Here is a 20,958-nt window from a genome sequence, read left to right on the forward strand (position 1 = left end):
AGAGGTTAAGCGAGATCTTCCTGTGTTTCAGTGTGATCCCTTTTATGATGCTCGGCTATTTCTTTTGCTAGCTCTTTCTTTGAACGCTTTTCCGTAAACTTCCTAGTTGTTAACCAGTAAAAGAATAACGGTACAAAGAATACAGCTAAGAAAGTGGCCGCCATCATGCCACCCATCACACCTGTACCAACACTGTGTCTCGCCCCTGCGCCTGCACCTGAGCTTAATACCAATGGTACTACGCCCAGAATAAATGCAAGTGACGTCATGATGATAGGGCGGAACCTTAACCTTGCGGCTTCTAATGCGGCAGCACTAGCACTCCAGCCCTGTTGGTGTTTCATTAATGCATATTCAACAATCAAAATGGCATTTTTACTTGCAAGGCCCAGTAGCGTGACAAGACCAATTTGGAAGTATACGTCATTGGTGAGACCTGCAACCCAAATTGATACTAAAGCACCGAAGGTACCAAACGGCAGTGCGAGTAGGACAGAGATAGGTAATGACCAACGTTCATACAAGGCGGCGAGTATCAAAAATACCATGACAACGGCAAGGCCCAATGCAAGCCCAGTTGTGCCAGAACTACGTTTCTCTTGGAATGCTGACGCAGTCCATTCGAATGTCATATCAGGTGGTAGAACTTCAGCGGCAATTCTCTCAATCTCTGCAATTGCTTGACCCGAGCTATATCCTGGCGCGGCGTTACCCATCAATTTTACAGCCGATAAATTGTTATAACGGTGCAAGCTTTCTGGTCCGCGAGAGAACTCAATATCGGTAAAAGCAGATATTGGTACCATATCGCCTTGGTTGTTTTTCACATAGATGCGACCAACATCCTGAGGTGACATTCTAAATTGTGCCTCTGCAGACATAATTACCTGCCATGAACGCCCAAACTTGTTGAAGTCATTTACATAGTAATTACCTAAATTTGCAGCAAGGGCATTAAACGCAGAGTTGATATTGACTCCCATTGCTCTGGCTTGCTCTCTGTCCATATGTACTTGGAGTTGAGGTGCATCGGGACGCCACAGAGTTTGTAGTCCACCTAAAACAGGGCTTTGCTGTGCTGCATTCATCATCAATTGCATACCCTGTTTTAATTTCTCAGGATCTGCGCCAGTTTTGTTTTGTAGATAAAACTCAAAACCACCGGTAGAGCCTAACCCGAAGATAGCTGGGGGGTTAAATGCCAGTACGAGTGCTTCTTTGATATGCGCGGTTTTCATGAAGAGCTCGCCAACAAGTGCTTTTGTATCGACTTCGCGCTCATCCCAGTGTTTTTGGGTAATAAATAGAGTAGCGGCATTATTTTTGTAGCCTCCACCTAAGAAGTCGAAACCGGTAAAGGCGACAACATTTTCATTGGCTGGGTTAGATTGTGCAGCTTCAATAACTTGTTTGGTGACCTCAGTTGTGCGCTCTAACGAAGTACCATCTGGTAAGAATACTGCACTGATGTAAAAGCCTTGATCTTCATCTGGTACCAGTGAACCTGGCGTTTTTTCCCACATAAACAGGGTGGTGCCTACCATTGCTGACATGAGCACAAAACCTAGCGCACCACGGCGGATCATAAAGCTCACTGAGCCGACGTATTTTCCAGTTATGCGCGTGAACCAATCATTAAACCACAAGAAAAAGCGGGCGGTTTGCTTGTCTTCATGTTTTAAGATTAAAACGCACAGTGCTGGCGTCATGGTTAAAGCGACAACACCAGACAAGCTCACAGAAATTGAAATAGTGATGGCAAATTGTCTGAATAGTTCGCCTGTTAAGCCACCTAAAAAGGCAATAGGAATAAACACAGAACAAAGCACCAATACAATAGCAACTACAGGGCCACTGACTTCTTCCATTGCTTTGTAAGCGGCTTCACGGGCGCTCACTCGTTGTTCATGCATAATACGCTCGACGTTTTCAAGCACAACGATCGCGTCATCGACGACGATACCAATTGAAAGCACCATACCAAATAAGGTGAGTGTATTGATTGAATAGCCGAGCATGTAAAGTCCAGCAAATGTACCTAGCAAGGATACCGGCACTGCAAGGGTTGGGATTAAGGTTGCGCGCCAGTTTTGTAAAAACAGGTATACCACCAAGAATACCAACACCATGGCTTCTACTAAAGTGATCAACACTTCACGAATGGACACTTCTACAAAGCGCGTTGTGTCATAAGAGTTGATATGAGCAAGACCTTGTGGAAACTGTGACTTGAGTTTTTCAATCTCATTTTCAACTTCTTTGGCAACGTCTAGCGCATTGGCGCCTGGTTGCAAGAATATACCCAGTAGAACAGCATCTTTACCGTTGATCGTACCGTTGAAGTTATAATCTTTTGAACCGAGCTCAACCCGAGCGATGTCTTTAAGTCTTAAAGATGAACCATCGGCGTTTGCGCGAATAATGATGTTGTCAAACTCTTCAGGCGTAGATAGTCGCCCTTGTGCAGTGACACTGTATACTAACTCTTGAGGACTTGCAGATGTGGGGGTTGCACCAATGCTACCTGCGGCATATTGTGAGTTTTGCTCACGAATTGCATTTGTGACTTCCTCTACTGTGACCTTTAACTGGCTCATAAGATCAGGTCTGAGCCAAATTCGCATGGCATAATCACGAGCACCAAATATTTGAACATTCGTCGTACCAGGAATACGTTTAATGTTGTCCAAGATATTCATGGTGACATAGTTTGATGTCCACAAGCTTGAACGGCTGTTGTCAGGAGAGTAGAAAGCATGAACTTGCAAGAAACTGGATGACCCTTTGGCTACAACGACACCTTGACGCCTTGTTTCTTCAGGTAATCGAGCCTCGACTTGCTTTACTCTGTTATTGACATCAACAGCTGCTTGGTCAACGTCAGTGCCAATTTCAAATGTCACTGTGATGGTGGTTGCACCGGCACTGCTGCTGATTGACTCCATATACATCATGCCTTCAACACCTGTGATGGCATTTTCTATCGGGGCTGCAACAGTTTGCTCTAGCACATCGGCAGATGCACCAGGATATACCGCCGTAACTTGAACTTGAGGCGGTGAGATTTCAGGATATTGTGCAACAGGCAAAGTACGCATTGCCGCGAGGCCCGCCAGTACTATCACAATTGAGATCACAAAGGCAAAAATCGGCCTATCTATAAAATATTTAGAGAACATAGGGCTTATTCTCCTTTAGCCGCTACGTTAACTGGCATGCCGGGGAAGAATATACGGGCCATTCCTTCAACAATAACAGGTTGATTTGGTTGCAGTCCCGAGCGAATAACCCACATATTTTGACCATTTAGTTGCACCCACTCGCCAACCTCAACCGGTGCTGGTAGTGCCACTTTCATCCCTTGTTCATTATCTGCTGCGATATAGACGAATTTACCCGTTCCATTATCTAAAACAGCACGTTGCGGCACCACGATTGCTTGGTTTCTAACTGCACCACTCAGTTGCACACGCACAAATTGCCCAGGTCTTAATTCACCTTTTGGGTTGGCAATACGAGCCTGCAGTTCTGAAGTACCGGTAAAACGGTTGACTCTGACATCTGAGAAGTTCACTTTACCTTGCTCAGAGTAGGTGGAGCCATCTTGCAAAATGATGGTGGCGTCAAACTCGTTATTTTTTGGCAGGGTTAACGTACCAAGTTCAACATCTTTTCGCATTGCTAGCTGCTCACGCTCTGAGAAACCAAAGCGTGCTCTCATAACACTGGTGTCTGTCAGTTCTGTAAGAAGTACGGTTGGGCCAGAGATATAACTACCTTGAGATTCTTTTTCACGACCGATAATGCCTGACACTGGCGCTTTTACTTGTGCGTATTCAAGGTCAAGCTTGGCTTCGTTTAAAGCGACTTTTGCAGATTCTAAATTAGCAAGTGAAATATCGTAAGCTGAAACGGCATTATCGAAATCACGCTTAGAGACTGAACGCTCATCTTTAAGTTTTTCTAATCTATCTCTTTCGCGCTTCGCTTGTGCCACGTTTGCTTCTGCGGCATGGAGATCAGCTTGTGCTTTTTCAAGTTCGAGTTCGAATGGTTTTAACTCGATGGTGAACAAGGAATGTCCGGCTTTTACGTATTGTCCCTCATCAAAGTTTCTGGATTCAATCAGTCCTGATACTCGAGCACGTATTTCAACTTCTTTGTCGCCAAGAAGTGTCGCTGGTAATTCAATTTTAAACGGTACGCTTTGTGTTGAAACATGAGTCACACTGACTTGAGCAGGTTGCATACCAAATCCTGCTTGTTGCTGTGGAGCTTCTGAGCAAGCACTTAACATGCCTGCTGTAAAAAGTGCTAAAGAAAGGTGTTTAACTTTGCTTTTGAATGATGCTGGATACATGAACACTCCAAATCCTATTAACTATCGTGCTTCCAAACTGTCGCTGTTATTGCTCATCACAGTTTAGCTTACTACCTTGTATAAATTATTCCACATAGGGTATTAGTGGGGAGATTGTCCATTTGATACCTTCCTCACACCAAAGTAAAGGTTATAAACTCGACAACTATACAAGTAAACGCTAGTGTATACTTGTTTAATGTAAAGGTAAACGATGTCGTGTACTTTTTATTTTATAGATAAACGTAGCCGTGTACTTTTTATTGTCCCGATAATTGGTTAAACTGGTGTTAATTGTTAAAAGTGAGAGAAATAAATGACGCAATTGTCAGCCAAACAGCAAGCAATCGTTAGTGCCGCGATAGAACAATTTGCGCTAAATGGGTTGCAGGCCACAACAATGGAGGCAATTTGCCAAAAGGCTGAAGTATCAAAAAGGACTTTATATAAGCACTACCCGAATAAAGAAGCGCTATTTGATGCTGTTGTTATTTTGCTTATTGAAAGAATAGAACCATTAACTGCAATTCAGTTTATTCCTAACTATGACTTTGAAGTGCAATTAAAACATTTAGCGACCAGTGTTGTAAGTTTACTGTGTGATCCTGACTATATCCGGTTATCCCGTATTGTGATGATTGAGTCAATGCGAAGTGAGACACAAGCACATCGATTAAATGAAAAATTTAGTCACTGTGAGCAGTCAATGGTAGTGTGGTTTGAAGAAGCATCCAGTGCAGGATGCTTAGGCGATCATGATGCCCATTTTGCTGCCGCCTTTTTTTGGGGGGGCTTAAAAAGACTCACATTTTGGGAGATGGCCATCAGGTGGCAGCCTCCCGTAGATGAGCAGCAACTTGAAGTGTTTATTGAACAAGCCTGTAAATTGTTTTGTCGTGGTGTTAGTCCACGCCAATAAAGCCACCGGTTTGATGTGCCCAGAGTTTGGCATATATGCCATTTTGTTCAAGTAGTTCTGTGTGTGTTCCTTGCTCTACAATGGCACCTTGCTCAAGGACAATTAATCTATCCATCTGGGCAATGGTTGATAACCTATGCGCAATCGCAATCACCGTTTTATCTTGCATTAACTCATCTAAGCTTGCTTGGATTGCCTGCTCAGACTCTGAGTCTAGAGCAGAGGTGGCTTCGTCAAGTACTAAAATTGGTGCATCTTTTAAAAGGACTCTAGCAATAGCAATACGTTGCCTTTGGCCACCGGAGAGTTTGACACCACGCTCACCAACTTGGGCATCTAGACCTTGATTGCCATGACTGTCTTCAAGATCCCAAATAAAAGAACTTGCTTGCGCTTTATTGATTGCCTGTAGTAATTCGTCTTCTGTTGCATCAGGCCTGCCATATAAAACATTGTCTCTAATGCTGCGGTGTAACAAAGCAGTGTCTTGTGTCACCATAGCGATTTGCTTTCTTAAGCTTTCTTGTGTGACTTGAGAGATATCTTGGTCATCAATCGTAATCTTACCTTGTTGAATATCGTAAAACCTCAGCAATAAATTGACTAAAGTTGATTTACCAGAGCCAGAGCGACCAACAATGCCAATCTTTTCACCGCTTTTAATTTTTAAGGATAAGTTATCAAAGACTGAGTTTGTCAACTGTTTATCTTGGCGTTTATATGCAAAAGTGACATCTTTAAAGTCAATGCGTCCTTTTGTGACAATGAGTTCATTGGCAGTGGGCTTATCGGCAACCTCTATTGGCTTTGATAGCGTATTCATACCATCTACGACAGTACCGATATTTTCAAATAAGCTACTTATTTCCCACATGATCCATTGCGACATACCGTTTAGTCTTAAGGACAGGCTGATCGCAATGGCAATTTCACCTGCAGAAATCACATTGTGTGACCAAAGGTATAGTGATAGCCCAGCAATGGAGAAAACCAGAAGGTAATTTAATACTTGGATGCTGACATTAAGGCTGGTAACAAGCCGCATTTGTCGATAAACCGGCTGCATGAACACATCCATGCTGCTTTTAGCATACTCTTCTTCTCGCCTTGTATAGGAAAAAAGCTTAACGGTAGAGATATTGGTATAACTATCTACGATCCGCCCAGTCATTTCTGAGCGTGCATTGGCTTGCTCTGAAGAGACACGTTTTAAGCGTGGTAAAAAGTAAACTTGAACACAAATGTAAAAAAATAACCAAATTAACAGCGGTATCAATAGCTTTATATCGCTGCTACCAATCAATACAAGTGTCGCGCCAAAGTACACCACAATGTAAACTAGTACGTCGAGCAGCTTCATTACTGCTTCTCTTATGGCTAAAGAGGTTTGCATTAATTTGGTCGAGATCCTGCCAGCATAATCGTCTTGATAAAATGACATGCTTTGCTTTAGCAAATATCTATGTGCCAGCCATCGGATTGACATAGGGTAGTTACCGAGCAAGCTCTGGTGTAAAAAAGCGCTGTGAACAAAAACCAATAAAGGGATAGCAATGAGAGTGATCAGTGCCATGATAAGCAAAGTATCACTTTTGTCATTAAAGAGCTGCTTTGGCTCCATGGTTTGCATCCAATCTACCAATGTGCCCATAAAGCTGAATAGGGTAACTTCTAATGTAGCAAGTAAAGCTGCGCACACAGACATAATAATCAGGGGGTATTCCATGCCTCTACTATAATGTCTACAAAAAGCATACAGAGAATTTGGTGGCTGGTTGGCATCTTGGGATGGGAAAGCATCGGTGAGCTTTTCAAACAGCTTATACATTATACATCCTTATAGTTTTCATTATGCGCGATTCATTATGTTAAGTGTATCGAGAGTAACAAATAATGGTGTGTATAAGTATAGGTGTCAATGAAACGGATTAGTCAAAAGGGTGAGTGGTTGTGGGCAGAAACAGTTTACAAGGTGAGTGAGTCACTCACCTTAAATAATTAAATCGGTAGAATTTTATGCTTGCTCATCTTCCACGTCGTGGCCATACGTTTTGCGCATAATCAGTACGTAAGCGTTTGTGAATGCTTGCTCTTGGTACTTTCTTAATCCTGTGTCGGCATAATCAACAGGGACTGGGTTGCGTTTTAATTGCTCTTTCACTTCAGTTGCATTTAATAAATGTACTTCAGTGTTAGGAATAAGCTGAAAAGCCGCTTCCATTTTAAAGCCAGCAGCACTGCCTGCAAATTTTCCTTTATGCGCTCTTTGGCGAATAGCGATGGTATCGATTTGATAGTCTTCAACTAGCTTTGACACATCAAAATGAAACTTGCGCATTGCTTCTTGATCTTGGCCGATGTTTGCCAATGTGAAGCGAGTTTGTCGAATATCCCTAATGTCGAATACGTCGTTCTCTTTTGATAAAAGACAAAGCATCGCTTCGCTACCAGTAATTTCAACACCTAATGTTCTCATTATATTTTCCAATTTATACCTAATGGCAGGGATAATAGCATAGCTTGTTTATTAAATTGTAATTTCTATCGCAATTGCGGCGTGATCTGAATATCTTATGTCCTCTTCATCTCTTTTTGGGTCCAAATGACTCGCATAATTGTGATAAGTAAGCGAGTTGACACGGGTATTTGGGTCTCTGGGTGAAAACTCTTTGGATGCTAAAATATAGTCTAATACGTTGCCTTCACCATGAAAATAATGTGTTGGAGGCTTAACCCCGAGTTCTGGCTGATTGTCTGAGATGGCAAAGCTTTCGAATAGGCCAACGGTTCCTAATTGACTTGATTCACTGACAACAGGGAATTGCTCAGTCATGAAAGATAGAGCAGGGCTGGTAATATGTGCATTAAAGTCGCCCATTACTAATGTGGCTGAGCTTTTTTCTCTTTGGGTTTTAAGTGCGTCGTAATACACAATTGAAGCTTCTAAAGAACGAGAGATTTGAGACTGCATTGTGCCGACCGTTTGATTAAGCATAACCAGGAATGGATCTTCTTGATCGGGATCCCCTAATAGTTGCGCCATGGAATGGACGCGCTGAGATTTAAAATGCACCGCATAAATGGTTAAGAGCCCAAACCCCTCTAAATCAAAGGTACATTTAATGGGGGTTCGATTAAATTTAAAGTTTGCGAGGTTATTTAGATACTCTAATAACTCATGGCAAGGCTCTAAAGGTTTGCATTGTTTAAATGGCACTTTAGAAGCAATCGCGACAACCGGGTTGAAAAGTACATTTGGATAGACTGCGTCTGGTTTAGGTGAATCTACGGTGGCAAAGTATTTAAGCCCTAAATCCTCGCAAATTGAGGCTAAAACATCTGGAGCAAATACTTCTTGAAAGACGATTACTGTGGGGTCTATGTGCTGAATTAGGCCTGTGATAAATTGCGTTTTAGTAGCCCACTGGGTGTCATTATAGGTTTCCTCAGGTTGATAAAATGCATAAGGAGGCGATGCAAAATTCAAAAGATTGAAAGACGCAAATTTGAAAGTTTTTCGCTGCTCCATAAAAATCCCTCTGTTTTCCATTAATAATGACTATTTTATCTTAGTCTTTTCCTTGCAACTCGTCACGCATCAGGTCACAATAGCCGTAGGATTGAAAGACCCCAGTCAAATTTAGCATACCACTGAATAACCAATGCTTATTCGTAAAAGCGTTGATGGGCAACACTAACACTTAAAATTGATAATAGATACATGTGACGCGGCGTAGGTGTCACCACTGTAAATAGGATTAAAAATGCCAGTAATTACTCTTCCTGACGGCAGTCAGCGTATTTTCGAAAACCCTGTTTCTACTCTTGATGTTGCTAAAGACATCGGCCCTGGTCTTGCAAAAGCAACCATTGCTGGCCGTGTTAACGGTGAGCGTGTAGATGCATGTGACATCATTGAACAAGATGCTAATCTTGAAATTATTACCGCAAAGGACGAAGACGGTTTAGAGATCATTCGTCACTCTTGTGCGCACTTAATTGGCCACGCGGTAAAGCAACTTTTCCCTGAAGCTAAAATGGCGATAGGTCCAACTATCGACAATGGCTTTTATTACGACATCGACATGGAGCATTCACTAACTCAAGAAGACCTTGATGCTATTGAAAAGCGCATGTTACAGCTTGCAAAAACAAATTATGATGTTGTTAAAAAGAAAGTAAGCTGGCAAGAAGCTCGAGACACATTTGAATCTCGCGGTGAAAGTTACAAGATGGAAATCTTAGACGAGAACGTTGCTAAAGATGACCGTCCGGGCCTATACCATCACGAAGAATACATTGACATGTGTCGTGGTCCTCACGTGCCAAACATGAAGTTCTGCCAACACTTCAAAATTATGAAGGTTGCAGGCGCATATTGGCGTGGTAATGCAGACAACAAAATGCTTCAGCGTATCTACGGTACAGCTTGGGCAGATAAAAAGCAGTTAAAAGCATACCTTAAGCGTTTAGAAGAAGCTGAAAAACGTGACCACCGTAAAATTGGTAAAGCATTAGATTTATGGCACTGGCAAGAAGAAGCGCCAGGCATGGTATTCTGGCACAACGATGGTTGGAGCATTTATCGCGAACTAGAAGACTTTGTTCGTGAAAAATTGCGTGAATACGACTACGAAGAAGTCAAAGGTCCATTGATGATGGACAGAGGGCTTTGGGAAAAGTCTGGTCACTGGGATAAGTATTCAGATGCAATGTTCACGACTGAATCTGAGAAGCGTGAATATGCAATCAAACCAATGAACTGCCCAGGTCACGTACAAATCTTCAATCAAGGCTTGAAATCATACCGTGATTTACCATTGCGTATGGCTGAGTTCGGTTGTTGTCACCGTAATGAGCCGTCAGGTGCTCTACACGGCCTAATGCGTGTCCGTGGATTTACTCAAGATGACGCTCATGTATTCTGTACAGAAGAGCAGATCATGGATGAAGTTTCATCTTGTATTAAAATGGTCTACGATACGTATGAAACATTTGGCTTTGAAAAGATAGTTGTAAAACTTTCTACTCGCCCTGAAAAGCGTATTGGTGAAGACGAAATGTGGGACAAAGCAGAAGCAGCACTTGCTGAAGCGCTTAAGTCTAATGACATTGAGTTTGAATACCTACCGGGTGAAGGTGCCTTCTACGGACCTAAGATTGAGTTCACATTGTACGATTGCCTAGAGCGTGCTTGGCAATGTGGTACAGTACAGCTAGACTTTGCGTTACCAGGTCGTTTGGGCGCGACATATGTCGCTGAAAATAACGAGCGTAAGACGCCTGTTATGATCCACCGCGCGATTTTAGGTTCGATTGAACGTTTCATCGGTATTTTAACCGAAGAGTATGCTGGTTTCTTCCCAACATGGTTGGCACCAAAACAGGTTGTTATCATGAATATCACGGATAAACAGGCTGATTATGTCCAAGAAGTGGTGCAAAAACTAAATAAACTTGGAATAAGAGCTTGTGCTGACTTGAGAAATGAGAAGATTGGCTTTAAAATCCGCGAGCATACTTTAAAACGTATACCTTATTTACTTGTTGTTGGCGATAAAGAAGTTGAGCAACAAGAGCTAGCAGTAAGAACGCGCAAGGGTGAAGACCTTGGCAAATTCTCTGTGGATGATTTTGTCGCTAAAATTAGCGAAGAGATTAAAAACAGAGTTTAACTTTTGAAACCCGTGCGGCAAACATATTTACAACAGTGCCGCACGTTTAATTTTGGATTTTTTGGAGGAACGTACCATTAGAGGCGGCAAAAAAGGGCAAACTACTGCTCAAAAGAATCGTATCAATGATGAAATCACAGCGAAAGAAGTTCGCTTAATCGATGCTGAAGGTGAGCAAGCGGGCATTGTCTCTACGAGAGATGCGCTAGCGCAAGCAGAAAACGCAGGTTTAGACCTTGTTGAAATCAGTCCAAATGCTGAGCCACCAGTGGCCAAGATAATGGACTATGGTAAGTTCGTTTTTGAAAAAGCAAAATTACAAAAAGAACAGAAGAAAAAGCAAAAACAGATCCAGGTTAAAGAAATTAAATTCCGTCCTGGCACTGACGAAGGTGACTACCAAGTTAAACTTCGTAACTTGCGCAAGTTCTTAGAAGGTGGCGACAAGGCGAAAATCACCATACGTTTCCGTGGTCGTGAAATGGCTCACCAAGAAATCGCAATTGACATGCTTAACCGCTTAAAAGCAGATTTGGAAGAGATCGCTCAAGTTGAGTCTTTCCCAAATCGTGTTGAAGGTCGTCAGATGGTTATGATGATGGCACCTATTGCAAAAAAAGCATAAGTCAGGCATAATTCGCGCCGATTTTTGAAAGAATTTAACACAGGTATTGAAAGTACTGAGATTTTTAATCTTGAGTCACCTGTGTTAACCGGTAATAAGTAAGCTGTTTGTTTCATTCAGCTTCGCCGGAATAGGGTGTAAGTTGGGCCTTAAAAGTGATGTTCGCATCCGCCTACTTGCATATATTAAACGCAATATCATTTGGAGTTATTGCAATGGCTTATAAGCTAAAAACACACAGAGGTGCTGCAAAGCGCTTCAAAAAGACTGCTTCAGGCGGTTACAAGCGTAAACAGTCGCACCTTCGTCACATTCTGACTAAGAAGTCTTCAAAGCGTAAACTACACCTACGTGCTAAGTCTATGGTTCATAAGAATGACCTAGGCCTTATCGATCGTATGTTACCATTCGCTTAATAGAGGATATCAGAAATGGCAAGAGTTAAACGCGGTGTTATCGCACGTGCACGTCACAAAAAAGTATTAAAGCAAGCTAAAGGTTACTACGGAGCACGTTCACGTGTTTACCGCGTAGCGTTCCAAGCTGTAACTAAAGCTGGTCAATATGCATACCGTGACCGTCGCGCTAAGAAACGTACTTTCCGTCAACTATGGATTGCACGTATTAACGCTGCAGCACGTCAAAACGGCCTATCTTACAGCCGCTTCATTAACGGCCTTAAAAAGTCGTCAATCGAAATCGATCGTAAGATCCTAGCTGATATCGCAGTATACGACCAAGTAGCTTTCACTGCTCTAGTAGAGAAAGCAAAAGAAGGTCTTGCAGCTTAATTTATTAATTAAGTATAGCGATGTTTAAAAGGAGCCTTTGGCTCCTTTTTTAGTTCTTATTTACAGTTAACCTATGCGTTTTTGCTGCATTAACGTATCTCATTTTACTATCTGTTTTTAAGTAGTAATTTGTCTAACCAACGTGAACTTAAAATACGTTTTAAGTAACCCATCAAATAAGTCGGAAATGTCACATAATATCTAGCTTTCGCTTTTGGCGACTCAATCGCATGTAGTAGCTTGTCGTAAACTGCTTCCGGGCCGAGTGTGAACTTTTGTGGTGCTGTTTGTGCTTTAAGCCTCGTTAGCTGCGCTTGATACTCATCTTTATGGTAACTGGATCCGATATCAATATGTTGCTCAAAAGCTTGGCGGGCATTTTTTCTAAAATCTGACAGGATTGGGCCAGGTTCTATCAGGCTGACTTGAATATCAGTCTCAGCAAGCTCCATTCTTAGCGTGTCAGTCAGTCCTTCTAGTGCAAATTTACTGGCATTGTATGCGCCACGGTAGGGCAGTGCGACTAATCCGAGCACTGATGAATTTTGTATAATTCTACCTTGGCCCTTTTGGCGCATATGTGCAACGGCAAGACGGGTTAATGTGTGCCAGCCGAAAAAGTTGACTTCAAATTGCTGCCTTAAAACATCAGTAGGTAAGTCTTCAACTGCACCAGGCTGGCCATATGCACCGTTATTAAAGAGCACATCGAGCTTTCCATCGCATAGTTCAAGCGCTTCTTCGAAGCCTTGGTGTATCGAATTATCGTCTGATAGGTCGAGTAAGATGCAAGGTATCGCTAATTCTTCAAATATCGAAAGGTGTTTTGGGTCCCTGACTGAGGCAATAACTTTGTACCCAGAGTTATGCAGTGTTTTTGCACAATACAAACCTATGCCGGTAGAGCACCCCGTGATTAAAATACTTTTACTCATTGGTTTCGTTAAACTTTCCTTAAGTTGACCGCGTCATCGTGCGGTTAACTGTGAATTTTTGTTGAATCACCGCACATTGTAAGCCGTTAAATAAAATATTGATATAATCAACTTTATACAAAAAAGACACAAAGAATGTTTATGAGTTTAGGTATTGTTCTGCTTTCCGCAACACTTAATTTGAATAGTCATCTCCCTCCTTTGCAGCCATGGCAGGGCCAAAGTGAGCAGCTAATGCAGCAAGAGGGACTTTTAACAACAGACTTTGAGTTAAGTGGCGGATTGGAGTCCCCAAATTACAAACAAACGAACGCATTTATAAAGCGATTAGTTGCATCAAACCCAACGCAGTTTAAGTCGATTAAAATTGGTACAAGCGATCAAGGAAGAGACATTAATATGCTCTTGGCGGTCGAAGATAGCCAATTTACGCCTGCGATGATGAAAAACAATAATAAGCCAACGGTCTTGATCCAAGCAGGTATTCATGCGGGAGAAATCGATGGTAAAGATGCCATGTTTATGTTGCTTAGAGATATCGCCACAGGAAAGCGCCGCGATATTTTGAGCAAGGTGAATATACTGTTTATCCCGATTTTAAATGTCGATGGTCACGAAAGAAGCAGTGCATTTAACCGTATTAATCAACGTGGCCCAATCAACATGGGTTTTAGAACCAATTCAAAAAATTTAAATCTGAATCGCGACTATACCAAATTAGAGACTCCGGGAGTGCGCTCGGTCTTGAAAGTGATCAATGATTACGCACCATCGCTATATGTTGATGTGCATGTAACGGATGGCGCGGATTACCAATATGACGTAACCTACGGGTTTAACCCCAGCTTTGCCAGTGAATCTCCAGCGATAGCAAAAGTGCTAGAAGAGCAGTTTACGCCGATTATTGATAAAAAACTGACTGAGCAAGGCCATATTCCAGGCCCGCTGGTGTTTGTTATGGACAAACGAAACCTTAAAAAAGGACTAGCTGGTTGGGTTGCCTCGCCAAGGTTTTCAAATGGTTGGGGGGATGTCAAAGGACTACCTACTATTTTAGTCGAGAATCACTCATTAAAGCCATATAAACAGCGCGTATTGGGTACTTATGTCTTTATTGATGGTGTGATTGACGCACTGGCGCAGCAGTATAAGGCGTTGGATAAAGCAATTGAAACGGAAAAGCATAACCACCCAACAGAACTGGTTGTTGCTAGAGGTTACAGTAAAGAAGCGGATTACATAAACTTTAAAGGGATTAAATATAAAAGCTTTGAAAGTGCTTTGTCTGGGCATCAGGAAGTGAAGTATCTCGGTGAACCAGTTCAATATGACAAGCTTCCGGTTTATTGGCAAAAAGACGTTAAGTTGACCGTTAAAGTACCCGATGCTTTTTATATCCCACCCGAGTACACGACTTTAGTTGATAAGCTTGTTTTACACGGTATAGAAGTTGAAAAGCTTGCCGCAGATGTGTCATTGGCTGGGCTGACACAGCTTAAAGTTGATGAGCATACTTTCGCAAAAACACCATTTGAGGGGCGTTTTAGAGTTGAAGCATCTTTCACTTCAACTGTAATCGAAGATGAGGTTATGCTTGCTGGTTGGACGAAAGTATCGACTAAACAAGACTATTCTGAACTGGCTACGCATTTGCTTCACCCGGCTGCGCCAGATTCATTTTTTGCGTGGGGTGACTTCCACAGCATATTTCAACGCACAGAATATGTTGAAAATTATGCACTTGAGCCATACGCTAGGAAGATGTTAAAAGAGAGTCCTAAGCTTGCTTTGGCATTTGATAAAAAGATCCGCGAGGATAAAAAGTTTGCCAAAAGCGATAAACAAAGGCTTGAATGGCTGTATGAAAAAACACCATACTATGATCAAGCTTATTTAAAGTATCCGATTTTACTTTCGTATGCGGAGCAGTAACATGAAAGTTTTAACAATACCGGTTACGCCGTTTGCGCAAAACTGTCGAGTTATTGCTTGCGACGAAACAGGAAAAGCTGCCATAGTAGATCCCGGTGGGGATGCTGAGAAGATAATTGCATTAGTCAAACAACATAATCTCAGTATCGAATTTATCCTGCTCACTCATGGCCATTTAGATCATGTTGGTGCGAGTCAGCTACTAGCCAAAGAGTTCGGTGTAGAGATTGTTGGCCCGCATGCAGAAGATAAGTTTTGGCTTGATGGCTTGCCCATGCAAGCGCAAATGTTTGGTTTTGAGCCACACGGTGCTTTTTTGCCTCATAGATGGTTAGATGAGGGAGATGTTGTTTCGTTGGGTGAGTTGCAATTACAAGTAAGACATTGTCCAGGGCATACACCTGGACACGTGGTTTTTTATGAACCTGCAAGTGCGACAGTACTGGTTGGTGATGTGCTGTTTAAAGGTTCAGTGGGGCGTACTGATTTTCCTAAAGGAGATGCCTCACAACTCAAGCACGCTATTAATACAAAGCTTTTTACTTTAGATGATGAAACTAAAGTAATGAGTGGTCACGGAGAAGATACCACTATAGGGTACGAGAAGCGTAATAACCCATTTATGAGCGGTCGCTTTGGGTAGCGCTACGTGAATAGCGTAAAATTTAACATTAAAATATAAAGAAAAATATGTCATTAAATCAAGTTGATCGTCAGATACTAGCGTTGTTACAGCAAGATGCGAGTTTGTCCACAGCAGAAATTGCAGACAAAGTAGGATTATCGCAATCTCCTTGCTGGAGACGTATAGCCAAATTGGAACAAGATGGATTCATAAAAGGAAAAGTTGCGCTATTAGATGAAAAGCAACTTGGCTTTGATATGTTGGTATACGCCCATGTCAAATTATCCAATCACGGTCGCAGCAACCTTGCTGAATTCGAAAAGCTCATCATGAGCTATGACGAAGTGACCGAGTGCTATACCATGGCTGGTACTATGGACTTTATGCTTAGAATTGTGTCCAAAGGGATTGAAGGTTACGAGTTGTTTGTTCGTGATAATTTATTAAACCTTGAATATGTACAAGAAGTTCACTCTAATGTGACCATGACATGCGTTAAACGCTCAACCGCCTTGCCAATCATATAGTGTCATACAGACATCTCAATTTAACACTATAATGTATCATGTTTGTTAAAAGCGCTGGATTTTGATAGGATCCAGCGCTTTTCTGTCGTAGTAAAAACACTTGGGGATATAAATGTTTAATCTTATAGGCAAAGCGCCAAGCTCTGCTAAGAACGACGTGCTTTCTGGTTTAACCGTTGCATTAGCATTGGTGCCAGAAGCGGTCGCATTCGCATTTGTTGCACAAGTCGACCCACTGGTCGGTTTGTATGCAGCATTTATCGTTGGATTGATAACGTCAATTTTTGGCGGTCGTCCAGGAATGATTTCAGGTGCAACTGGTGCACTTGCAGTAGTTATGGTAAGCCTTGTGGTTGAACATGGCGTTGAATACCTCTTCGCCACCGTCTTATTGATGGGTATTTTACAGATATTGGCCGGTATATTTAAGCTAGGCAAGTTTATCCGAATGGTTCCGCACCCGGTTATGCTTGGCTTTGTAAATGGTTTGGCCATTGTTATTTTCTTAGCGCAATTAGGCCAGTTTAAAGTCATGGACGAGTCAGGTACTCTTCAGTGGATGCAAGGCTCAGAGCTGTATATCATGGCGGGCTTAGTTGCATTAACTATGGCCATTATTCATTTCCTGCCAAAGCTGACAACGGCTGTGCCATCAAGCTTAGCAGCTATTCTAGTCGTGACGGGTATTGTAATTGGCTTTGATTTAGATGCGCGCAATGTACTTGATTACCTTAAAGACATGAGCGGTAATGTAGATGCGACAATTGCGGGTGGTTTCCCTGCATTCCATATCCCAGACGTACCTTGGAACCTTGAAACGCTTAAAATTATCTTCCCATATGCACTTATCTTAGCTGCTATCGGTTTAATTGAATCACTACTGACATTAACACTGATTGACGAAATCACAGAAACTCGTGGTAACAGTAACCGTGAATGTGTTGGCCAAGGTGCTGCAAACGTAACGTGTGGTGTGTTTGGTGCGATGGGTGGTTGTGCGATGATTGGTCAATCAATGATCAATATTAACTCAGGTGGTCGCAGCCGACTATCGGGTATTACAGCGGCATTATTACTACTTGGCTTCATTTTATTTGCGGCAAGCTTAATCGAGATGATCCCACTTGCGGCACTTGTTGGTGTTATGTTTATGGTTGTACTTGGCACATTTGAATGGTCAAGCTTCCGTTTAATGAAGCGTATCCCTAAGAGTGACGCGTTTGTGATTGTGTTGGTATCTGGTGTGACTGTGATCACGGACCTTGCAATTGCGGTATGTGTGGGTGTGATTGTCTCTGCGCTTGTATTTGCTTGGGAGCACGCGAAGCACATTTACACAAATAACTATATCGATGACGAAGGCTCTAAAGTATATGAGCTACACGGCCCACTATTCTTCGGTTCAGTAAAAAACTTCTCAGAATTGTTTGATGTTGCTAACGATCCAGATGATGTGATTGTTGAATTCAAGCATAGTCGCGTTGCGGACCACAGTGCTATTGAAGCCATTGATGCGCTAGCTGAGAAATATACTAAAGCAGGTAAAAAACTGCACTTACGTCACTTAAGTGAGGATTGTAAGCAGCTACTTGATAACGCATCAGATTTGGTTGAAATCAACGTGATTGAAGACCCTAAATACAAAGTGGCTTCAGACAAGCTAGCCTAAGTATTAATGAATTAGACAAGCCCGCTCAATGCGGGCTTTTTTATTGTGATCACATTACTATCCCGGTATGTTATGTATTGGATGACCTTTACCAATACACGTGTACATGTTTGCAGCAATGATCTAAAGTAGCCTGTAATTAAATTTTAAAAACACAAACCATGAAAACAAAACTTGTACTCTCGATAATTGCTATGGCATGTTTGCTCAGTGGCAATGCGATTGCTGATAGTAATACAGTGACGGTAAAAACCTTAACAAAAACATCGCAAAGCTGGGATGGCACACCTTTACCAGCATACCCTCAAGGCAAACCTGAAATTACACTGCTAGATATTCATATTCCAGCAGGCACAGAGCTGCCGCTGCACCTTCACCCAGTCATTAATGCGGGGGTTGTGTTATCTGGTGAGTTACATGTTACTAAGCAAACTGGTGAACTGCTCATTCTAAAATCAGGAGAGCCTATTGTTGAGCTTGTGAACCAGTGGCATAAGGGCAAAGCGGTGGGTAAAGAAGATGTACGCATCATTGTGTTTTATGCCGGTGAGCAGGGTAAAGATATTACGGTGAAAAAACACTAACTATGGTGTTTGAAAAGCGAAGCACTTATACCACTGATAAGTGCTGAGTGTGCTCAACTAAATACTCATAAAGTGCACGTATTTTTGCATTTTGCTTGAGATCCTTGTGGTAGGTATACCAAAGGGCGCCAACGTTCTCTGTACACAGAAGCGGGCAGCCATCTAACCTCACTAAATTTGGATGCTTAATGGCATCATTCTCAGAGAGTGGTCCTATGCCCATGCCGCTGACAACAGCCGACTGTATGTCCGAAAATTGATTGCTAGTGTACACAATGCTGTCGTTTTTTAAGTGTTTGATCACTTGGTTGATAAACGGAATATGATGTTTTGAACTGTCGGGCATTAGCCAATGGAATCGATTAAATTCATCTTCGCTTTGCGGTAAGCCATATTCTGACATGTACTCTTTGGATGCAAAGTAAGACATTTTTAATGAGATCACATGCTTGGCTATTAAATCAGGTTCTTTTGGCTCAGGGCCTGCTCGTAATGAAACATGAATATTGCCACTTTGCGGCGGGATAACTTCATCGGTGGCCAGTAGTTCGATCCTGACTTTTGGGTATTGCTTTCTGAACTGTTGCATTGCTGGTACTAACAGGGGAGAGTAAGAGGTCACGGTTGTGATGCGAATTTTGCCGCTAAAATCTTGCTGAATGCTCTGGAGAGTGTCTTCCAAAGCGATAAACTGGGTGTTTAGCTCTTCGAGAGTTTCACTCATTATCTGACCTGCGTCCGTAAGTTGATATCCTCTTTGATGGCGGATAAACAAAGTTACATTGAGTGCGTCCTCCAAACGATTGATATGTCGCAATACGGTAGTATGGTTACACTTTAAAATAGTCGCAGCTTTTGCAAGCGAGCCTGCCTTTGCAACGGTATGGGCAACTTTAAAATCATCCCAATTCAATTTCTGCATAAATATAATATTTTTCACTTCGTCTAGATCTTGAGTATATATTTTTTTGCACAATAGTTCTTTAATTTGTGCACTACTCAATGTCACTTATGCGCGGTAATCTAGTCTCAGTTTTTTTAAAGGTGTGGGTTTCATATGCTAAAAAATAGCGATCAGGGTTATGGTTGGGTAAGCATCGCCGTGCATTGGTTCATGGCAGTGGCCATCTTTTTCATGTTTGGTCTTGGATTGTACATGGTCGAGTTAACCTATTATGACGCTTGGTATAAAGGGTCATTAGATTTACATAAATCGCTGGGCATCGTATTGATGGGCGTGTGGTTATTTAGAGTGGCGTGGCGACAGCTAAATTCAAAACCAAAAGCGCTACCTGGACCAAAGTTAGAACAGATTGCTGCGAGAGTGGGACATCAGCTTTTATATGTGTTGATGTTGCTTCTTTTACTCAGTGGTTATTTTATCTCAACCGCAGATGGTAGGCCGATAAGTGTATTTGAGCTGTTTGAAATCCCAGCAGTGTCTTGGTCTTTTGACAACCAAGAAGACATTGTGGGCGATATACATTTTTGGCTTGCATGGAGTTTAATCGGATTTGTGGCAGTACACATGTTAGCAGCACTGAAACATCAATTTATCAATAAAGACGGCGGCTTAAGTCGTATTTTAAAAGTATCAAAATAACGTATTTTAATTTATTTATAGAATATTTAAGGGCAAATTATGAAAAAGGGTATCGTGAGTGCGGTATTAGCAACAGGCTTATTAATGGCTGGAACAGCGAACGCAGCCGAGTACAAAGTAGATAAAGCCGGTGCACATGCATTTATCAACTTTAAAATTAAGCACCTAGGCTACAGCTGGCTAACAGGTCGGTTCAATGATTTTGATGGTAAATTTAGCTATGACAAAAACAAGCCAAATGAGTCTAAAATCGATATTGTGATCAACACAGCTAGTATTGACTCAAACCACGCTGAGCGTGATAAACACTTACGTGGTAAAGATTTTTTGAATGTGAAGAAATTCCCACAAGCAACCTTTGAAAGTACCAAGTATGAGCAAGTAAACGACAAAGAAGCCAAGTTAACAGGCTTACTAGAGCTGAACGGTGTAAAAAGAACAATTACATTCCCAGTTGAAAAAATTGGCGAAGGGCAAGATCCTTGGGGTGGCTACCGTGTTGGTTTTTCTGGCGAAACATCACTAAAACTAAAAGACTTTGGGATCGACTATAACTTAGGTCCAGCATCGACACACGTGACGCTTGAATTACATATTGAAGGTATTCGCCTTTAAGCCTTAAGTGCATTTGGATAAGTTGGGTTAGCTGAGATCGTGTAGCTGAAGTCTTTGGTGAAATGATCTTTGCAACTCAGAAATGCACAACTGCATTA

The 20,958-nt window shown here is 42.0% G+C and carries 19 protein-coding genes; 12 read left to right on the forward strand and 7 right to left on the reverse strand.

The annotated features are described in order from the left end of the window. Nucleotides 1–5: 5 nt before the first annotated feature. Both AC2CZC_RS16345 and AC2CZC_RS16350 read right to left on the reverse strand, forming a co-directional pair. The gene (locus tag AC2CZC_RS16345; protein WP_484582606.1) at nt 6–3,179 is read right to left on the reverse strand and encodes an efflux RND transporter permease subunit; all 3,174 of its coding nucleotides are present in this window, start codon (nt 3,177–3,179) and stop codon (nt 6–8) included. Nucleotides 3,180–3,184: 5 nt separating this feature from the next. Next, a complete protein-coding gene (locus AC2CZC_RS16350; RefSeq protein WP_484582607.1) occupies nt 3,185–4,360 on the reverse strand; it encodes an efflux RND transporter periplasmic adaptor subunit in 1,176 nt (391 codons plus the stop codon). Between the two features lie 316 nt (nt 4,361–4,676). Here AC2CZC_RS16350 and AC2CZC_RS16355 point away from each other — a divergent pair, with 316 nt between their 5' ends. Next, nucleotides 4,677–5,279, forward strand: coding sequence for a TetR/AcrR family transcriptional regulator (locus AC2CZC_RS16355; protein WP_484582608.1), 603 nt, complete (start codon nt 4,677–4,679; stop codon nt 5,277–5,279). On the opposite strand, the gene AC2CZC_RS16360 is transcribed toward AC2CZC_RS16355, so the two are convergent. From AC2CZC_RS16360 to AC2CZC_RS16370, 3 genes are all read right to left on the reverse strand, one after another. Then, complete coding sequence (locus tag AC2CZC_RS16360) at nt 5,263–7,107, reverse strand: ABC transporter ATP-binding protein (protein WP_484582609.1); 1,845 nt, start codon at nt 7,105–7,107, stop codon at nt 5,263–5,265. The two genes, AC2CZC_RS16355 and AC2CZC_RS16360, sit on opposite strands and share 17 nt — an antisense overlap. A 186-nt stretch (nt 7,108–7,293) precedes the next feature. Further along, nucleotides 7,294–7,755, reverse strand: coding sequence for a DUF3010 family protein (locus tag AC2CZC_RS16365; protein WP_063360813.1), 462 nt, complete (start codon nt 7,753–7,755; stop codon nt 7,294–7,296). Between the two features lie 51 nt (nt 7,756–7,806). Further along, on the reverse strand, nt 7,807–8,808 hold the full coding sequence (locus AC2CZC_RS16370; RefSeq protein ID WP_284019448.1) for an endonuclease/exonuclease/phosphatase family protein: 1,002 nt from the start codon (nt 8,806–8,808) through the stop codon (nt 7,807–7,809). A 235-nt stretch (nt 8,809–9,043) separates the two neighbouring features. Here AC2CZC_RS16370 and thrS point away from each other — a divergent pair, with 235 nt between their 5' ends. The 4 genes from thrS (at nt 9,044) to rplT (ending at nt 12,370) form a co-directional block, all read left to right on the forward strand. After that, entirely contained in the window at nt 9,044–10,954 is a 1,911-nt protein-coding gene (thrS, locus tag AC2CZC_RS16375) for a threonine--tRNA ligase (protein WP_284019447.1), read from the forward strand. Between the two features lie 61 nt (nt 10,955–11,015). Continuing rightward, the gene (gene infC, locus AC2CZC_RS16380; protein ID WP_484582610.1) at nt 11,016–11,579 is read left to right on the forward strand and encodes a translation initiation factor IF-3; all 564 of its coding nucleotides are present in this window, start codon (nt 11,016–11,018) and stop codon (nt 11,577–11,579) included. Between the two features lie 215 nt (nt 11,580–11,794). Beyond that, complete coding sequence (gene rpmI, locus AC2CZC_RS16385) at nt 11,795–11,995, forward strand: 50S ribosomal protein L35 (RefSeq protein WP_023398350.1); 201 nt, start codon at nt 11,795–11,797, stop codon at nt 11,993–11,995. Between the two features lie 15 nt (nt 11,996–12,010). Beyond that, nucleotides 12,011–12,370 (forward strand): 50S ribosomal protein L20, encoded by a 360-nt coding sequence (gene rplT / locus AC2CZC_RS16390; RefSeq protein ID WP_023398349.1) that lies wholly within the window; start codon nt 12,011–12,013, stop codon nt 12,368–12,370. Nucleotides 12,371–12,477: 107 nt separating this feature from the next. Here the strand turns inward: rplT and AC2CZC_RS16395 are convergent, their stop codons facing one another. Continuing rightward, nucleotides 12,478–13,305, reverse strand: a complete 828-nt coding sequence (locus AC2CZC_RS16395; RefSeq protein ID WP_484582611.1) for an SDR family oxidoreductase — start codon at nt 13,303–13,305, stop codon at nt 12,478–12,480. A gap of 141 nt (nt 13,306–13,446) precedes the next feature. Here AC2CZC_RS16395 and AC2CZC_RS16400 point away from each other — a divergent pair, with 141 nt between their 5' ends. The 5 genes from AC2CZC_RS16400 to AC2CZC_RS16420 all read left to right on the forward strand — a co-directional run bounded on the left by AC2CZC_RS16400 (nt 13,447) and on the right by AC2CZC_RS16420 (nt 18,642). Next, a complete protein-coding gene (locus AC2CZC_RS16400) occupies nt 13,447–15,237 on the forward strand; it encodes a M14 family metallopeptidase (RefSeq protein WP_484582612.1) in 1,791 nt (596 codons plus the stop codon). 1 nt (nt 15,238) lies between these two features. Beyond that, nucleotides 15,239–15,880 (forward strand): MBL fold metallo-hydrolase, encoded by a 642-nt coding sequence (locus tag AC2CZC_RS16405; protein ID WP_484582613.1) that lies wholly within the window; start codon nt 15,239–15,241, stop codon nt 15,878–15,880. 47 nt (nt 15,881–15,927) lie between these two features. After that, entirely contained in the window at nt 15,928–16,389 is a 462-nt protein-coding gene (locus tag AC2CZC_RS16410; protein ID WP_023398345.1) for an Lrp/AsnC family transcriptional regulator, read from the forward strand. Between the two features lie 112 nt (nt 16,390–16,501). Continuing rightward, on the forward strand, nt 16,502–18,058 hold the full coding sequence (locus tag AC2CZC_RS16415) for a SulP family inorganic anion transporter (RefSeq protein WP_484582614.1): 1,557 nt from the start codon (nt 16,502–16,504) through the stop codon (nt 18,056–18,058). A gap of 161 nt (nt 18,059–18,219) precedes the next feature. Continuing rightward, the gene (locus tag AC2CZC_RS16420) at nt 18,220–18,642 is read left to right on the forward strand and encodes a cupin domain-containing protein (protein WP_484582615.1); all 423 of its coding nucleotides are present in this window, start codon (nt 18,220–18,222) and stop codon (nt 18,640–18,642) included. Nucleotides 18,643–18,667: 25 nt separating this feature from the next. On the opposite strand, the gene AC2CZC_RS16425 is transcribed toward AC2CZC_RS16420, so the two are convergent. After that, the gene (locus AC2CZC_RS16425; RefSeq protein ID WP_484582616.1) at nt 18,668–19,564 is read right to left on the reverse strand and encodes a LysR family transcriptional regulator; all 897 of its coding nucleotides are present in this window, start codon (nt 19,562–19,564) and stop codon (nt 18,668–18,670) included. A 135-nt stretch (nt 19,565–19,699) separates the two neighbouring features. Between AC2CZC_RS16425 and AC2CZC_RS16430 the strand changes: the two genes are divergently transcribed. Both AC2CZC_RS16430 and AC2CZC_RS16435 read left to right on the forward strand, forming a co-directional pair. Beyond that, nucleotides 19,700–20,245: a cytochrome b gene (locus tag AC2CZC_RS16430; protein WP_484582617.1), complete on the forward strand. Its 546-nt coding sequence runs from the start codon at nt 19,700–19,702 to the stop codon at nt 20,243–20,245. Nucleotides 20,246–20,284: 39 nt separating this feature from the next. Next, nucleotides 20,285–20,860: a YceI family protein gene (locus AC2CZC_RS16435; protein ID WP_046355062.1), complete on the forward strand. Its 576-nt coding sequence runs from the start codon at nt 20,285–20,287 to the stop codon at nt 20,858–20,860. Nucleotides 20,861–20,958 lie beyond the last annotated feature (98 nt).

The sequence above is a fragment of the Pseudoalteromonas sp. MMG033 genome (genome assembly GCF_057197785.1).

Coding starts and splice junctions, on each gene's coding strand:
- thrS (WP_284019447.1), top strand. CDS start 9,044: ATGCCAGTAATTACTCTTCCTGACGGCAGTCAGCGTATTTTCGAAAAC.
- AC2CZC_RS16425 (WP_484582616.1), bottom strand. CDS start 19,564: ATGCAGAAATTGAATTGGGATGATTTTAAAGTTGCCCATACCGTTGCA.
- AC2CZC_RS16435 (WP_046355062.1), top strand. CDS start 20,285: ATGAAAAAGGGTATCGTGAGTGCGGTATTAGCAACAGGCTTATTAATG.
- AC2CZC_RS16400 (WP_484582612.1), top strand. CDS start 13,447: ATGAGTTTAGGTATTGTTCTGCTTTCCGCAACACTTAATTTGAATAGT.
- AC2CZC_RS16395 (WP_484582611.1), bottom strand. CDS start 13,305: ATGAGTAAAAGTATTTTAATCACGGGGTGCTCTACCGGCATAGGTTTG.
- AC2CZC_RS16420 (WP_484582615.1), top strand. CDS start 18,220: ATGAAAACAAAACTTGTACTCTCGATAATTGCTATGGCATGTTTGCTC.
- AC2CZC_RS16360 (WP_484582609.1), bottom strand. CDS start 7,107: ATGTATAAGCTGTTTGAAAAGCTCACCGATGCTTTCCCATCCCAAGAT.
- AC2CZC_RS16410 (WP_023398345.1), top strand. CDS start 15,928: ATGTCATTAAATCAAGTTGATCGTCAGATACTAGCGTTGTTACAGCAA.
- AC2CZC_RS16405 (WP_484582613.1), top strand. CDS start 15,239: ATGAAAGTTTTAACAATACCGGTTACGCCGTTTGCGCAAAACTGTCGA.
- rpmI (WP_023398350.1), top strand. CDS start 11,795: ATGGCTTATAAGCTAAAAACACACAGAGGTGCTGCAAAGCGCTTCAAA.
- AC2CZC_RS16355 (WP_484582608.1), top strand. CDS start 4,677: ATGACGCAATTGTCAGCCAAACAGCAAGCAATCGTTAGTGCCGCGATA.
- rplT (WP_023398349.1), top strand. CDS start 12,011: ATGGCAAGAGTTAAACGCGGTGTTATCGCACGTGCACGTCACAAAAAA.
- AC2CZC_RS16350 (WP_484582607.1), bottom strand. CDS start 4,360: ATGTATCCAGCATCATTCAAAAGCAAAGTTAAACACCTTTCTTTAGCA.
- AC2CZC_RS16365 (WP_063360813.1), bottom strand. CDS start 7,755: ATGAGAACATTAGGTGTTGAAATTACTGGTAGCGAAGCGATGCTTTGT.
- AC2CZC_RS16370 (WP_284019448.1), bottom strand. CDS start 8,808: ATGGAGCAGCGAAAAACTTTCAAATTTGCGTCTTTCAATCTTTTGAAT.
- AC2CZC_RS16345 (WP_484582606.1), bottom strand. CDS start 3,179: ATGTTCTCTAAATATTTTATAGATAGGCCGATTTTTGCCTTTGTGATC.
- AC2CZC_RS16415 (WP_484582614.1), top strand. CDS start 16,502: ATGTTTAATCTTATAGGCAAAGCGCCAAGCTCTGCTAAGAACGACGTG.
- AC2CZC_RS16430 (WP_484582617.1), top strand. CDS start 19,700: ATGCTAAAAAATAGCGATCAGGGTTATGGTTGGGTAAGCATCGCCGTG.